The sequence below is a fragment of the Sorangium sp. So ce1335 genome (assembly GCF_051521615.1).
In the GTDB taxonomy this organism is placed as follows: Bacteria; Myxococcota_A; Polyangia; order Polyangiales; family Polyangiaceae; genus Sorangium.
In genome coordinates this window covers 6,019,625-6,034,499 of the sequence record NZ_CP150363.1, presented here as the reverse complement: position 1 = coordinate 6,034,499, position 14,875 = coordinate 6,019,625, and the positions used below count along the sequence as shown (strand labels likewise).

Sequence of the window (14,875 nt, the reverse complement as noted above, 5' to 3'; positions counted from 1 at the left end):
GCTGGCGCCAAGCACATCCTCCAATCGGCAAAGCTCTCGATCGCACGTCGTCATGGACTTCCCCCTCTCACCTGGTCCGCTGGTCCTCGTGCCACCTCGCCCCGTCGACCACCCCCCGCCGCCGAGCCAGCCGACCGGGCGATCGACGCAGGGGCGCGCGCGCCCCCGCACCGGCGCGCCGGCGCGCTGTGAACACAGGTCACGCTCGCGCGGCTCACGCCGGCGGCGGCCAGCCCGTAACACCCGCCCCCGAAGACCAAGAGCCCGCCGCGCTCATCGGCCGCCCAGGCGGTACCACCATGAAATTCAAAGCGTTTCTGGCGACGCTGCGGCATCGCGAGCTCCAAGGAGTTCATGCTTTTCCCGCTCTTCGCATCTCGAAAGGCCCGTGGAGCTCCGCGGCGCACCGTCGAGGCGCAACGCCGCGGTGGATCCCGGAGCGAGCAGAGCGGGGTCCGTGCCAAGCGCCGCGGCACCGCGCGGCGCACGATCCGGCGAGGGGGCGGCTAGGCGGCGGGCGCGTGGGGCGGACGGGCTGCGTCCAGCACGTGGACGCCGGGCGCGCCGAGCGACATCGGCACGCGCTCGAGGCCGGACGCGCGCGCCGCCTCGAGGAGTGCCGCCGAGGGCGGCGCGGCGCCGACGAAGATCGAGACGTCCCCGCCGCCGGCGCCGCTCGGCGCGAGCGCTGCGCCCTCGGCGGCCGCGGCGGGGCGGAGGCGCGCGAGCGCGGGGGTGACGATCGGCGCGCCGGCGCGGGCGCCGAGCTCGGCGAGCGCGTCGACCTGGCGATCCAGCGCGGCGACGAACGCGCGGGCGTCCGCTGCAAGGACGGCGGCGGCCGCGCCCTCGGCGGCCGCGTCGAGCAGCGCGCGGTGCGCCGCGGGATCGCGGGCGGCGAGCGCGCGCACGCGCTCGAGCATGTCGCTCGTGCGCGCCGCGGCGTCGCTCGCGAAGACCTCGATCGCGAGCTTGCCCGGCAGCGCGTGCGGCGTCACCGCGAGCTCGCCGCCCGGCCCGAGCCGGCAGCAGAGGACGCCGCCGTAGACGCTCGCGGCGACGTCGACGCCGCTGCCGCCGCCCTGCGCGCGGCGGTGCGCCGCGAGCGCGTCGAGGAAGAGCGCGCGGGCGTCCCAGGCGGGCATCGGCTGGCCCGCGGCGGCCGCGGCGGCCGCGGCGGTCGCCATCGTCGTCGCGGCGGCGCTGGATCTGTCGGTCGAGGCGCGCGCCGCGAGGGTCGCGACGAGGATCGCCGCGCTCGAACCGAGGCCGAGCTTGCGGCTCGCGGCGCTCGAAGCGCCAGACGGGCCCGCCCGGGGCGCGGGCGGCGCCGAGCGGAGCGCCGAGGCGTCGAACCATACGGCCCGGTCGAGCGCGCCCGCGTCGATGGCCGCCTGGACCTCCTCCGTGACGAGGTCCGCAGGGCGCTCCGGGTCGGCGAGGACGTAGCGATCGACCGCCGCCACGAGCGCGGGCGCGCCCTCGAGCACGGCGTACGCGCCCGAGAGGACCAGCTTGCCGGGTGCCCTGACGATCACGGGCCCTCGCGCCCTTCCGGGGACGCAGCGGACGCAAGGTGAGCGCCGCCGCCGGGGGCGGCCGAGATGGTGCGGAGGACGCCGGGGACGGCGAGCAGCGCCTGCTCCACGGCGCCCCGCGCCTCGGGGGTCGTGAAGACCTTCACGTGCGGGCCGGCGTCGATCGTGAAGAACGCCGGCGTGCCCTGGGCGCGGAGCCGCCGCACGGCGGCGATCACCTCGACGGTGGCGCCGGTCCAGTAGAGGAGGCCCGGCGAGGCGGCGATGCTCGAGGCGTGCATGCACAGGGCGCTCGACTCGGCCGCGGCGCCGAGCGCCGCGAAGTCGCGGGCGAGGACCGCCGCGCGCACCGCCTCGAACATCGACGGCGCGGCGTCGACCCAGGCCGGGAAGTACGGGCTCGTCGTCGCCGTGTGCCGCATGCCGTCGCTGGAGCCGACGTCCTTCGGCCCCTCGCGCGTCACAGCGATCACGACGGCGAGCGGCCAGTGGTCCGCCGGGGCGAGCGGCGTGGCGGCGAGCGACGCGTCGCCGGGGCGCCCGGCGCGCAGCTCGACGAAGCCGCCGAAGGCCGAGCGCGCGGCCGAGACCGAGGTCTTGCGCGCGAGATCGCTCACGAGGACGGGCGCAGTGGGGAGGCCCGCGGCGGCGCTCGCGGCGAGCGCGAGCGCGGCGAACGCCGACGCGCTCGAGGCGAGCCCCGCCGCGGTGGGGAAGTCGTTGCGGCTGACGACGCGGGCGCGCTCGCGCCGGCCCGAGGCGGCGCGGACCCGGTCGAGGAGCCCGGCGACCCGGCGCGTCGCCTCCGCGTCGGGCGGCAGCGCCGCGCCGCCGAGGTGGAGCTCGTCGCGGTCGAGCGAGGGGTCGAAGGCGACCTCCGTCGTCGTGGCCATGCCAGCGAGCGTCACCGAGAGGCTCGGGACGGCGGGCAGGTTGTGGCCATCGGCCCGCTTGCCCCAGTACTTCGCGAGGGCGATGTTCGGATGGGCGATCGCCGTCGCCCGGCTCACGGCGCTCATGCTTGTTCCCTGGACCTCGTCGTGATCTCGCGCGCGCTCACGTCCGCGCTCACGTCCGCGCTCACGTCCGCGCTCACGTCCGCTTTCGCGCCCGCCTTCACCGTGGTCACGAAGCCGCTGTACCCCGCGTCGCGCCAGGCGGCGAGCACGCGGTCGGCGGCCTCGGGCGCGGCGGCGCCGCCGGGCGGAGGGGGCGGCAGCAGCGCGATGACCGAGCCGCCGCCGCCGGCGCCGGTGAGCTTGGCGCCGAGCGCGCCGGCCTCGCGCGCGAGCCTGCACAGGGTCTCGATCGCCTCGGTCGAGACGAACATCCCGGCGAGCAGCATCTGGTTGAGGTCCATCAGCCGGCCGAGCCCGACGGCATCGCCGGCCTCGATCGCGAGGGCCGCGTTCTCGACGAGCGCGGCGATGCCGGCGACGGAGCTGTCGGCCAGCGTGGGCTTGCGCTCGAAGAGCTTCGCCACGAGGTCGACCATGCTGCGCGTGGACGACGGCACGCCCGTCGCGCCCACGCAGAGCCAGAGGTCGTCGCGCGGGGCGATCGGGGTCGCGCCGTGCGCGCGGGTGAAGCGGAAGCACCCGCCGCGGGCCGCCGCCGTCGTGTCGATGCCCGACGGGTTGCCGTGGAACACGCGCTCCCAGGCGGCCGCGGCGGCGAGCACGGCCGATGCGGGCGGTTCGGCCGATGCGGGCGGCTCGGCCGATGCGGGCGGCTCGGCCGATGCGGGCGGCTCGGCCGATGCGGGCGGCTCGGCCGATGCGGGCGGCTCGGCCGATGCGGGCGGCTCGGCCGACGCGAGCGCGGCGACCGCCCGGGCGATCGCGACGCCGAGCGCCGCCGAGCTGCCAAGGCCTCCGCCGGGGGGCAGATCGCTCTCCGCCGTGACGCGCACCGGGCCGGCGCCGGGGAGCGCCTCGAGGAGCGCCGCGAACGCCCGCGCGACGTCGCCCTCGGCCGGCGCCGCGCCCCGATCGCCGCCCAGCCAGAGCTCGCTCGCGCCGGACGAGCGCGTCGCCCGCGCCCGGGCGCCGCGCTCGATGCCGGCGGCGAGCGCGGGGGCGCCGTACACGACGGCGTGCTCGCCGAGCAGGATGACCTTGCCGGAGGCGTGGCCGAGCGCCTCGGTCATGCGCCCGTCCACCGGAGCGCGCTCGCCGCGCCGCACAGGAGCTGCCGGGCCGACGCGCTCACCGGCAGCGAGCGCCCGAGGACCTCGGCCTCGCCGCACAGGGCCGAGAGCCGCTCCTCGACGGCGCGCCGCGCGCCGCACGCCTCGAGCGCCAGGCTCGCCGCCGCCACCGCCTCGTCGCTCGCGTCCTTGCGGCCGAGCGCGCCCTCGACGGCGCGCCGCCCCGCGGCGTCGAGGCGCCCCTCGGCCGCCGCGAGCACCGCGGTGCGCTTGCCGGCGCGCAGGTCGTTGCCGACCGGCTTGCCGGTGGCGGCGGCGCTGCCGAAGGTGCCGAGCAGGTCGTCGCGGAGCTGGAAGGCGATGCCCACCGGCGCCGCGAACCGCTCGAGCGCGGCCACGGTCTCGGCCGGCGCGCCGGCGAGCGTGGCGCCGAGCGCGAGCGGGCCGCGCACCGTGTAGCTGCCGGTCTTCAGCGCGTGCATCTGCTCGACGTCCTCGGCCCGCCCGACGACGTCGAGGTGCTGCCCGATCACGACGTCCTCGTGCATCTTGCAGAACAGCCGGATGGCCGCGAGCGCCGTCGCCGGGGGCGCCTCGGCGCCAGCGAGCGCGCTCAGCGCGAAGCTCCAGGTGAGATCGCCCGCGAGGATCGCGGACGAGGCGCCGAGGTGCGGGTCGCCCAGCACGTCGGTCAGCGCGACGTGCGCCGTGCGGTCGCCCCGCCGGATGGCGTCGCCGTCGATCCAGTCGTCCTGGATGAGCAGGTAGGTCTGGAGCAGCTCGAGCGCGACGCCGGCGTCGATGGCGGGCCCGAGCGGCGCGTCCGGCGCGACGCCCTGGTAAGCAGCGACGAGCAGCCCCGCGCGGAACCGCTTGCCGCCGCGGAGGGTCAGGCTCTTCGCCTCGAGGGCCATGGCCGCGACCTCGCGGCCGTAGCGCTCCACGTCGCTCACCTTGTCGCGCCAGCGCCGCTCGAGCGCGTCCTCGATGCGGGGGCGGATCGACGCGAGGAAGTCGAGGAACAGCCGAGCGCCGGCGTCCGCCGTCCCTTCGAGCGTCCGATCTCCGGCCCGGGGCGCGCCCTCTCCGTCCTTCGTGTGCGCTGTCATGGAATGCGCGGCAGCCTAGGAGCCGGACGCGAGCCGGTCAATCTGCGCGGCGAATTGCGGCAGTTTGCGCTGTTTCATCCTGATCCGCGATCCGCTGCGGCGGAGGTGGCTCGGGATCTGCAATGCGTGGGCGCCGTCGCGGGCCGGTATCGCCGCGCGCAGGCGCCCTGCGAGATCGCTCCTCCAGCGTTGCGCGCGGGGCCGCGCGCTGCCGGAGGAAAGGGGGGACTTTCATGAAGAGACCGCCGGATGGGATGTCGAGCATCATTCTCCTCATGATCGTCGGCGTCGCCGCGTGCAGCGGGCACGACGCCCGCGAAGATCTCCCGGAGAGCGCCGACGACGGTGCGTCCGGCACGGCGCCCGACGCGCCGCCCTTCGCGAGGGCGGCGACCTTCCTGCCCGCCTACCGCGTGATCGGCCGCGGCGCCGACGTGGAGCGGGCGTCCGCGCTCGCCGGGGCGCTCGGGCTCGAGGGGGAGGGCTTCCGGGGCGGCGCCGTCCTCGCGGCCGACGGCGCGATTCGCTACCTCGATCGCGCGCGGTTCCAGCGCCTGCCCACGAGGAAGGTCGCCCCGCCGGCGCCCTGGTTCCGCGACGAGCGCGGCTTCGCCACCGCGAGGGGCGACGACGGCATGGACTTCGAGGCGCTCGCGGCGATCCGCGTCCTCCCCGAGCCCGACGCGGCGGCGCGGGCGCGGGCCGCGCTGGATCTCGCGCGGCTCTCGTTCGGGCGCGACGTCGCCGTGGGGCACTCGCGCTTCGAGGCGGTCGACGCGGAGGGGCGCGACGTGGCGCGGGCCGAGCTCGACACGCACGTGAGCTTCCGGGAGGCGCTCGAGGGGCTGCGGCTGATCGGCCCCGGCGCCAAGGTCCGGGTGACGTTCGACGCCGAGGGCGCGGTGACCCACCTGATCTACGCGCGGCGCGAGATCGAGCGGGGCGAGGACGTCGCGATCGTCCCCGCTTCCGAGGCGCCCGCGCTCTGCGCCGGCGCGCTGGGCGGCCGCGCCGCGCTCACGGCCGAGCCGGAGCTCGTCTATTACGCCCCGCCGCTCTCCCGCGAGGTGCAGCGGATCCTGCCCCATTACGTGTGCAGCGCGCGGCGCGCCGCCGGCGATCAGGTCGTGGACGTCCGCAAGGCGATCGTGCCGGCCGTCATGAACGCTCCGAGGGCCGCGATCTCGGTGCGCGTGGACGGCGCGACCGCCACCGCGGAGGCGACTGTCACCGGGGGGACTGCTCCCTACACGTACAGGTGGGTATCCTCGACGCGCTCGCTCGAGGCCGCGGGCGCCGGCGGCGCGAAGGTCCGGCTCGCGCCGGGCGACTCCGGTCTTCGCGGGCAGACGGAGACGCTCTCACTCTATGTCACGGACGCCGACGGCCTCGTCGCGACCGCGGCGCGGGAGGTCTCGTTCGGCCGCGAGCCCCCGTGGTCCGGGTCGCCGCCGACGTCTCCCGCGCTGCCCGCGCCCGCGTTGCCGGGCTTCGTGCCGGGGGCGGGGGCCGTGCCGGGGGCGGGGGCCGTGCCGGGGGCGGGGGCCGTGCCGGCGAACGAGGGCCGCGCCTCGGTCGGCGCGGAGTGGGTCGGGCAATGCGGCGGACTCGGCCACTCGGCGGCGAACGTCGATGGGCTGCTGAAGCGCTTCGAGGCGGGGGGCGTCGAGCAGCGGTTCAACTGGGGCGACCAGCGCGCGTGGGAGGTCGACTTCAAGGAGCCGATGCTGGGCGGCCAGGACGCGTCGTTCACGGACTCGGTCGATCTCACCTTCTATACAGGGCACGCGAACGGCGTCGGGCTCATGTTCTGCAGCTCGATGAGCGATCGATTCCTCCATTTCGGCGAGGCGCACTGGGGCAACTCCAACCTGGAGTGGATGGTGGTCGCCGCCTGCGGTCCGCTCCAGGACGACGGGGGCGCGTGGCGCCACCGGTGGTCCGGCGCGTTCGACGGCCTGCACCTCCTGCTCGGCTACGCGACCGAGTCGTTCGACGACACGACCGAGGGATCGATGTTCGCGGGCTACCTGCTCGACGACGCGAGCCCGACGCCGCTGCGGCAGGCGTGGGCGACGACGGCCATCGAGGTCCAGCCGGACGACGAGGTGATCTACGCCGTGATGGGGGCTTATGGCCAGGGCTGGACGCTCCCCAACTACGACGATCACTTCTGGGGCAAGGGCCCGGTCGGCCCGGACCTGTGGGGCGCCGAGCGGATCGGCTTCTGGCGGATCTCGGGGCCCACGTAGCGCGGACGCGATCGGCCGAGGCGCCTTGCGCGGCCCCCCCCGCGCCCGGACGCCGTCATCACGGCGCGGCGTCGACCGCGATGGGGCTCGACAGGAGGTAACCCAGCAAGGCCCGCAGCGCCGCCGACTGCCTGGCGGCCCGGGCATACAGGGCGGTCGCTTGCATGACCGGCAGCTCCAGGTCGGGGAGCAGGCGAACCAGCGATCCCCGTTCCAGGTCACGGCGCACGACGAACTCGGGCACGAGCGCGATGCCGAGCCCGGCCCTGGCGGCGTCGCGGGTGAGGATCATGCTGCCGGTGCTCATGCGCCAGGGGACGCGGACGGTCTCCCCGCCGATCTGCCACTGGATGAGGTGAGGCCGCGTGACGACGGCGGCGTGCCGGGCGAGGTCGCCGGGGCGCCGGGGCATGTCGTGGTGTTCCAGCCAGCCGGGAGAGGCGACGATGGCCATGTGGACGTCGGCCAGCTTGTGGCTGATCAGCTCGCTGTCCTCGATCGCGCCCATGCGGATGGCCAGGTCGTAGCCGTCGCTGACGAGGTTGACCCGCCCATCGTCGAGGTGCAGGTCGATGCGAACGGCCGGGTGACGCTTCATGAACGCGAGCAGGCGGGGCGCGATCGCCGCCTGGCCATAAGCGACGGACGCCGCGATGCGCAGCAGCCCGGCGGGCGCCGCGTGGCGGCTCTTGATCTCGGCGGTCGCTTGCTGCGCGTCTCGAACGATGGGCTGAACCCTGTCGAAGAGGCGCCTGCCCGCGTCCGTCAGGCTGAGCGCGCGCGTGGAGCGGATGAGCAGCGGTGCGCCGAGCCGCTTCTCCAGCAGCGCGAGGTTACGGCTGATCGTCGCCTTGGGCAGGCCGAGCGCCCTGCCGGCCGCGCTGAGCGAGCCTTCCTCGACGATGCGCACGAAGATCGACAGACCGGATAGATCATCGAGCTCTCTCAATATTCCGCTCCTCGAACAAGCTCGCTCCAGAGCGCCGTCTGGCACGCCCCGCGGGCATCTTCGCACACTCCGGGCGTGCCGCTGAGCGCGGCGGCGCCGGCGCGGCGCCCCGTCTCACGGCGGTCTCTGCCGATCTCGCGCGCCGCCGGCGCGGCTCAGTAGCCGAGCCACTTCGGATCGAGCTTGATCGAATAGTGATCGACGAACCGGAACGCGACGCCGCCGGCGTCCGCCCCGGCGTTGATCACGTAAACGGACTCGTTCGCCTGAGGTCGATGGTCGGTCGGGCTGAACGAGATGGGCCCGGCCGTCATCCCGTCGAGCACCACGTTCTGGAAGCTCTCGAGCGCCGCCTTCAGGTCCTCGCCCGTCGGGCTCTCGTGGCCGGCGTCGATGGCCCGCTCGACGGCCGCGCGCCACATGAGCGCCGCCGCGTGGCCCTGGACGTAGAACTGGTCCTGGTACCGGTCGAGCGAGTGGCCGTCCTTCTCCCGGTACGCCCGGTGGATCCGCAGCATCTCCGCCATCCCGCTCGAGTGCTGCGTGTCGCCGTAGACGGGCACGGGGAACAGGCCATAGAAGATGCCGGCGCAGTCGGCCCCGCAGATCTCCAGCGTCCTCTCGCCGATTCCCCAGTTGTTCGCCATCACGCGCAGCTGCCAGCGGCTCTTCCCCGGCTCCGGGAACGCGCGATCGATGAGCTTCTGCGCCGCGGCGGCGCCCTTGCCGACGAAGGACGAGGAGACGACGCTGTTGCCGACCCAGAACCAGCTCGTGGGGACGTAGGACGGATTGGCCCTCTTCTTGTCGATCTCCCGCTGCACGTAGCGGGTCACCGCGTCGACGATGAGCCCCTCGTCCTCGAGGGACGATGTCTGCGGCACGATGAGGTCTTCCCCGAGCAGCATGCCAGGGAGCTGCGCGACATACGATTTGCCCGCCGCGAGCGGATCGACGCAGTAAAGGCACCTGTCGAAGGTCTCGTGCACCATCGCGATGCGCCCGGGCGCGATCTTCCAGGCCGCCTTGATCCCGATGCGGATCGCTGTCGAGTAGTCCGTGGCCGGGAAGAAGATGTAGGGATAACCCGGGCTCGTCTTGTGCTCGGTCGCGACGACGCTCTGGCCGAGGGCGTTGAACTCGTCGTACTGCACGTTCGCCGAGATCGGCACCGGCGTGGCGAGCGAGCCGGCGTACGAGCCGGGGATGATGAGCTTCCTCTCGTTCGTGAGCTTCGGCGCGACGCGCGTCGTCGGCCCGGTGCCGAAGATGAACAGCGTGGAGACCCCGCCCCACGTGGGCTCGCGCCGCCACGCGTCGATGACCTCCTCCGTCCTGGCGGGGTCATACTGCGCGTCCTTCATGTCGACGTCGATCGGACAGCCGCGGAGGCCACCCTGGCTGTCGTTGAGGTGACGGAGGTAGTCGTAGATCCCGTGGCTGTAGGGCGGCGCGATGTCGGTGGCCGTCCCCGTGTCGCCGGTCGTGATCCGGACGCGGAGCACCCCTGTGCAGCGCGCGCCCGCGGCCGCGCCGGACCCGGCGAGCGCGGACGCCGCGGGGCCGGCCGCGGGCGACGGGCCGCCGGGGCGGCGCGCGGAGATCGCCACGGCGGCGATCAGGGCGGCCACGCCGATCCCGCCGATGAGGTAGCTGCGCTGTTGCGGCGCGGCGGCGGTGCGGAGCGTCGACCTCCGGTCGGTCGCGTCGGACACGGTGCGCGGGGTCGGCTGCCCGAGCTCCTCGCTGGTGCTCAGGGTCTGGAGGCGCCGCGCGTCCGCGGCCTCGATATGGCTGAGCCGGGAGAGGCGGGCCTCCACGAGCGCGTCCTGGGGCGCCTCGCTCCGGTCGAGGTGCGCCTTGACCTGCCGCTGCATGCTGGCCCGGCGCTCCGCGAACACGCGCCGCATCGTGGCGCCGACCTCGTCGGTCCGGACGTCCTCGCCCGCGCCGCGCAGGTAGTCCTCGATCGCCTCGCGCATCTCCTGCGCGGTCGCGAACCGCTTCGCCGGATCGCGATCGAGCGCCCTGGCGACGATCGCGTCGAGCGCCGGCGGGATGTCCGGGTGGACGAGCGAGGGCCGCCGGATCTCGTCCAGGGCCGCGAGCTTCCAGAGCGCGCTCACGGCGTCGCCCCCGAACAGCCGCTCGCGCGTGAGGAGCTCCCAGAGCACGATGCCGGCGACGAAGATGTCGGCGCGCCTGTCGATCGACGCGCTGTCGACGGCCTGCTCGGGCGCCATGTACGACGTCTTGCCCTTCAGCTTGCCGGTCTCGGTGAGGTTCGCGTTGATCGACGCCTTGGCGATGCCGAAATCGAGCAGCTTCACCGCGCCGTCGTACGTGACGAAGATGTTGTGCGGCGAGACGTCGCGGTGGACGATGCCGAGCGGCGTGCCGTCGTAATCGCAGAGCTCATGGGCGTGGTGGAGGCCCGAGAGCATGTCGGCGACGATCCTGAGCCAGAAGCCGCGCGTGAAGGCCTCTGCGCCCGCGTCTCCCTGGGACACCGCCCGCATGAGCGCGTTGAGCGGCTGGCCCTCCAGATACTCCATCACGGTGAAGTAGCCGGCATCGTCCACGCCGACCTCGTAGGTCTGGACGATGTTGGGGTGGTTGAGGCGCGCGGACAGCTTCGCCTCGTCGAGGAACATGGTGACGACCCGGTCGCCGTCCGCGGCCATGTCGCGGTGGCGCTTGACGACGACGAGCTTGTTGAAGGACCCGGGCCCCCGCGCGATCGCCAGGAACACGTCCCCCATCCCGCCCCGCCCGAGCTTGGCGATCAGGCGGTATTTGCCCATGATCGCCGTCCGGGTCGGCTCCGCGTCCGAGGTGTCTTGACCCGTGCCCACCATGGTTCCGGCCGTCCTCAGAGCCGCGCGCCGCTCGGAGTGGAACGGCCATAAGAACAAAGGCGCTTGGTACTGTCAACGCCCGCGACTCCTCCCCACCCGGGCGCGAGCGGGGCGCCCGCAGGTGGTCGCATGCGCTGCATCGGCTGCCGTTTTCGCACCTCTTGACATGCCCCCCGAGGCGCCTGCTGGCGCGTCGGCAGACGCGTCCGTTGCGTCCGTTGCGTCTGTTGCGTCTGTTGCGTCTGTTGCGTCTGTTGCGTCTGATTGCGCTCGGAGCGCTCAGGTCGCGGCATGAAAGGGGTCATGTGGTGATGGGAGCGCGCTGACATCATCAATTCGGAAGCGAAGCGGGGGATTGCTGCGGTGGTGGTATTTTGCAGTGGTGCGGTCCACGGCAGGGCCTTGATGGGCTGTTGGACGTGGATCATTCCGAGATCGTCCGTCGGCGCAAGCACCCGCAGGGAACCGCGCGCGTTGAACCGGCTGGACGGAATCCGCCCTCTCCAGCGGGGCGGGCTCCGGCGTCGCGGCTCCAGGGACATCCGAGCTACCGGGGGGCGGGCTCGCGCCGTGCCCTCTCGAGGTGCTCGTAGGGAGCGCGCGTCATCGGGCGCGTGTCCTCGACGGGGCCGCCGGGCTGCGTGCTCCAGTCGAGGTAGCCGAGCGCGCGGGCGTCGCGATCGAGGTGGTGCTTCGTGCGCCCGTGATACGAGAGCGCGCGTTCAACGGGGCCTGTCGACATGGGCGGCTCGGGGCGAGCAGCGTAGCAGCGCCCCGCGGCGTCGCTACCGGCCCGGGCGGGCGTTCTCGGTTCTCATCGCGCGCGCGGTGCTCCAACATCGCGGCGCGCGCCGCGCGGCGCGCGCCGCGTGCCGCGTGCCGCGCGGCGTCCCCCGAGCCCGCCGCGTGTTCTCCCCTGTGTTCCCCGCGTATCCCCGCGTGTTCCCCCGGGGCGCTGCGCCGGAGCATCCCCGGAGACCGATCCCATGATTCGCCTCCTCGCGGACAACCCGCTCCTGCTCCTCTTCCTCGTCTCCGCCGTCGGCTTCCTCGTCGGGCGCCTGCGGATCGGCGGCTTCCACCTCGGCGTGGCGGCGGTGCTGTTCGTTGGCCTCGGCGCCGGCGCCGCGGACCCGGCGCTGCAGCTCCCCGAGTTCGTGCCCGCCTTCGGCCTCGCCCTGTTCGTCTACACGGTGGGGCTCACGAGCGGCCCGGGCTTCTTCGCGTCGCTGCGCCGCCGCGGGCTCCGGGACGCCGGGCTCGCCGCGGGCGCGCTCCTCGTGGCCGCCGCGCTCGCGGCGCTCGCCGCGCGCGCCGCCGGGCTGCGCGGCGCCGTCGTGGCCGCTGCGCGCGCTCAGGCTCCCGGAGCGGTTCGGCGCGATCATCACGCGCGTGCGCCGCGGGGACGTGGACCTCTTGCCCGACGACCGGACAGAGCTCGAGCTCGGCGACCGCGTGCGCGTCGTCGCGCCGCGCGAGCGCATGGAGGCCGTCGCGCGCTACCTCGGCGACTCGTTCAAGGCGATCTCGGAGATCGACGTGATCACGTTCAGCCTCGGGATCGCGCTCGGCCTGCTGCTCGGCGCAGCGCCCATCCCGCTGCCGGGCGGCGCGCCGATCAAGCTCGGGTTCGCGGGCGGGCCGCTCCTCGCGGGCCTCGTGCTCGGAAGGGTGGGGCGAACGGGGCCGCTCGTGTGGACGCTGCCGTTCAGCGCCAACCTCACGCTGCGGCAGCTCGGCGTCGTGATGTTCCTGGCCGGCGTCGGCACCCGATCGGGCTACTCGTTCGCGCGCACGCTCCAGCAAGGCGGCGCGGCGGCGCTGATCGGGAGCGGCGCGGCGATCACCGCCGTCGTCGCGCTGGGGACGCTGATCGTCGGCCACCGGCTGCTCCGGATCCCGATGGGGACCCTCACCGGGATGCTCGCCGGCATCCAGACGCAGCCGGCGGTGCTCGCCTTCAGCCTGGAGCAGGCGCGCAGCGACGCGCCGAACACGGGGTACGCGTCCGTCTACCCGGTGGCGACGCTCGTCAAGATCGTGGCGGCGCAGCTCCTCGTTCGGCTGCTCTGACGAGGCGGCCCGCCAGCGCGGTGAAATCCGCGACGCGCGATCGGCCTCGGACCGGCGCCGCGCCGTACCGGTCGGACATCGAAGGACACGAGGCGGGTCCCGCGGTCGGTCAGCGCGCGGGCTGCTCGTCCATGCGCGCACGGTGGAATAATCCAGCGTCGATGTTCACGAAAACTTTTTGAAACATTGTGTGAGCCAGGGACTGGAAAGCCGTCACTCGGTCTCCTAGCGGTCGGGCGGAGGTGGCGGGACTCACATCCTGCCGAAGAACGACTACTGCCATGCCCATGCCAAACATCCCGGACCCACCAGAGCCAGCACCGACAGCGCCGGCTCCATCGACGTGGAAGTCCGATATCGTCTCAGGGTTCCTCGTCTTCTTGATCGCTCTCCCGCTCTCCCTCGGCATCGCCATGGCGAGCGGATTCCCCCCCATCGCAGGTGTGCTCACCGCCGTCGTCGGCGGCGTCATCGCCACCTGGCTCGGCAGCGCGCCCCTCACCATCAAGGGCCCAGCCGCGGGGCTCATCGTCATCGCGCTCGGCGCGGTGCAGGAGCTCGGCGGCGGGGACAACGCGACAGGCTACCGCCGCGCGCTCGCCTGCATCGTCGTCGCCGCCGCGGTGCAGATCGCCTTCGCGCTCGCGCGCGCCGGCGCCCTCGGCGACTTCTTCCCGTCCTCGGTGGTGCACGGCATGCTCGCGGCCATCGGGATCATCATCTGCTCGAAGCAGGTCCACACGCTCCTCGGCGTCACCCCGGCATCCAGGGAGCCGCTCCACCTGCTCCTGGAGATCCCGGCGAGCGTCCTGCGGCTGAACCCCGAGATCGCCCTCATAGGCGTCCTGTCGCTCGTCCTCCTGTTCGGCTATCCGGCGGTGGCCAGGAGGACGCGGTGGACGCAGAAGATCCCGGCGCCGCTCCTCGTGCTCGCGGCCTCGATACCGCTCGCGTTCGTCTTCGACCTCGAGCACGAGCACACGTACACGCTGTCGGTGACGGACTCGGTCTACACGATCGGGCCGAAGTTCCTCGTCACCCTGCCGGGGAACCTGGCGCAGGCCATCGCCTTTCCGGACTTCAGCCAGGTCGCCACGCCCGCGTCCCTGAAGTATGTCCTGATGTTCTCCCTCGTGGGAAGCATCGAGTCGCTGCTGTCCACGAAGGCCGTCAGCTCCCTCGATCCCGAGAAGCGCCGCCCCGACCTCGACAGGGATCTGCTCGCCACCGGCGCCGGCAACCTCGTCGCGGGCCTGCTCGGGGGGCTGCCCATGATCTCGGAGATCGTCCGCAGCTCCGCCAACATCGGCTACGGCGCGAGGAGCCGGCTCTCGAACTTCTTCCACGGCGCCTTCCTCCTGCTGTTCGTCGCGTTCGCGCCGGGGCTCATCCACCGCATCCCGCTCGCCGCGCTCGCCGCGATGCTCACCTTCACGGGGATCCGCCTCGCGTCTCCCACGGAGTTCGTGAAGACGTTCCGCATCGGCAAGGAGCAGCTCGTTGTCTTCGTCGCCACCGCCGCGATCACCATCGCGACCGATCTGCTCGTGGGCGTCGTGGCCGGGATCGCCGTGGAGATGTTCATCCACGTGCTCCACGGGGCGCCGCTCCGCAGCCTCTTCCGGCCCGAGATCGAGGAGCACGTCGAGGGCGGACGGCTCGTGCTGCGCGTCAAGCAGGCCGCCGTCTTCAGCAATTACCTCTCGATCAAGCGGAGGCTCGCGCGGCACCGGGACGTCCCTGCCATCGAGATCGACTTCGCCGCTACCCGCCTGGTCGATCACACGGTGATGGCCAACCTGCACCACCTCAAGGCGCTGCTCGAGCGCGAGGGGCGGGCGCTCTCGCTGTCGGGCCTCGACGACCATGGCCCGATGTCGTCGCACCCGCTCTCCGCGCGGAAGAAGGTGACCTTCGCGCGCGCGGTGATCCAGTGAGCCGCTGAGC

At 73.6% G+C, this 14,875-nt stretch carries 9 protein-coding genes and 2 pseudogenes; 4 read left to right on the top strand and 7 right to left on the bottom strand.

Annotated features, from left to right (window positions below; translation table 11 throughout):
* Positions 1-506 precede the first annotated feature (506 nt).
* Genes WMF24_RS22270 through WMF24_RS22255 form a run of 4 tightly spaced genes read right to left on the bottom strand, consistent with a single transcriptional unit; the run spans position 507 to position 4,796 of the window.
* On the bottom strand, positions 507-1,538 hold the full coding sequence (locus WMF24_RS22270; protein ID WP_437738445.1) for a hypothetical protein: 1,032 nt from the start codon (positions 1,536-1,538) through the stop codon (positions 507-509).
* Positions 1,535-2,557, bottom strand: coding sequence for a diphosphomevalonate decarboxylase (gene mvaD / locus WMF24_RS22265; protein WP_437738444.1), 1,023 nt, complete (start codon positions 2,555-2,557; stop codon positions 1,535-1,537). The genes WMF24_RS22270 and mvaD overlap by 4 nt, the downstream gene beginning before the upstream one ends.
* On the bottom strand, positions 2,554-3,687 hold the full coding sequence (gene mvk, locus WMF24_RS22260; protein WP_437738443.1) for a mevalonate kinase: 1,134 nt from the start codon (positions 3,685-3,687) through the stop codon (positions 2,554-2,556). Before mvk ends, mvaD begins: the two co-directional genes overlap by 4 nt.
* Positions 3,684-4,796 carry a polyprenyl synthetase family protein gene (locus WMF24_RS22255; protein ID WP_437738442.1) on the bottom strand — a complete coding sequence of 371 codons (1,113 nt, stop codon included), beginning with the start codon at positions 4,794-4,796 and terminating at the stop codon, positions 3,684-3,686. The genes mvk and WMF24_RS22255 overlap by 4 nt, the downstream gene beginning before the upstream one ends.
* Before the next feature lie 254 nt (positions 4,797-5,050).
* Here WMF24_RS22255 and WMF24_RS22250 point away from each other — a divergent pair, with 254 nt between their 5' ends.
* On the top strand, positions 5,051-7,048 hold the full coding sequence (locus WMF24_RS22250; RefSeq protein ID WP_437738441.1) for a DUF6345 domain-containing protein: 1,998 nt from the start codon (positions 5,051-5,053) through the stop codon (positions 7,046-7,048).
* A 58-nt stretch (positions 7,049-7,106) separates the two neighbouring features.
* Here WMF24_RS22250 and WMF24_RS22245 read toward each other — a convergent pair whose 3' ends face one another.
* The 3 genes from WMF24_RS22245 to WMF24_RS22235 form a co-directional block, all read right to left on the bottom strand.
* Positions 7,107-8,042 (bottom strand): LysR family transcriptional regulator, encoded by a 936-nt coding sequence (locus WMF24_RS22245; protein WP_437738440.1) that lies wholly within the window; start codon positions 8,040-8,042, stop codon positions 7,107-7,109.
* Positions 8,043-8,152: 110 nt separating this feature from the next.
* Positions 8,153-10,855: a protein kinase domain-containing protein gene (locus WMF24_RS22240; RefSeq protein ID WP_437738439.1), complete on the bottom strand. Its 2,703-nt coding sequence runs from the start codon at positions 10,853-10,855 to the stop codon at positions 8,153-8,155.
* A 547-nt stretch (positions 10,856-11,402) separates the two neighbouring features.
* Complete coding sequence (locus WMF24_RS22235; RefSeq protein ID WP_437738438.1) at positions 11,403-11,597, bottom strand: hypothetical protein; 195 nt, start codon at positions 11,595-11,597, stop codon at positions 11,403-11,405.
* A 244-nt stretch (positions 11,598-11,841) separates the two neighbouring features.
* On the opposite strand from WMF24_RS22235, the pseudogene WMF24_RS22230 reads away from it, so the two are divergent.
* The 3 genes and pseudogenes from WMF24_RS22230 to WMF24_RS22220 form a co-directional block, all read left to right on the top strand.
* A pseudogene (locus tag WMF24_RS22230) lies at positions 11,842-12,120 on the top strand (aspartate:alanine exchanger family transporter); the annotation flags it as partial.
* A gap of 79 nt (positions 12,121-12,199) precedes the next feature.
* Positions 12,200-12,928 (top strand): annotated as a pseudogene (locus WMF24_RS22225) (TrkA C-terminal domain-containing protein); the annotation flags it as partial.
* A gap of 281 nt (positions 12,929-13,209) precedes the next feature.
* The gene (locus WMF24_RS22220; protein ID WP_437738437.1) at positions 13,210-14,865 is read left to right on the top strand and encodes a SulP family inorganic anion transporter; all 1,656 of its coding nucleotides are present in this window, start codon (positions 13,210-13,212) and stop codon (positions 14,863-14,865) included.
* The last annotated feature ends 10 nt before the right edge of the window (positions 14,866-14,875 follow it).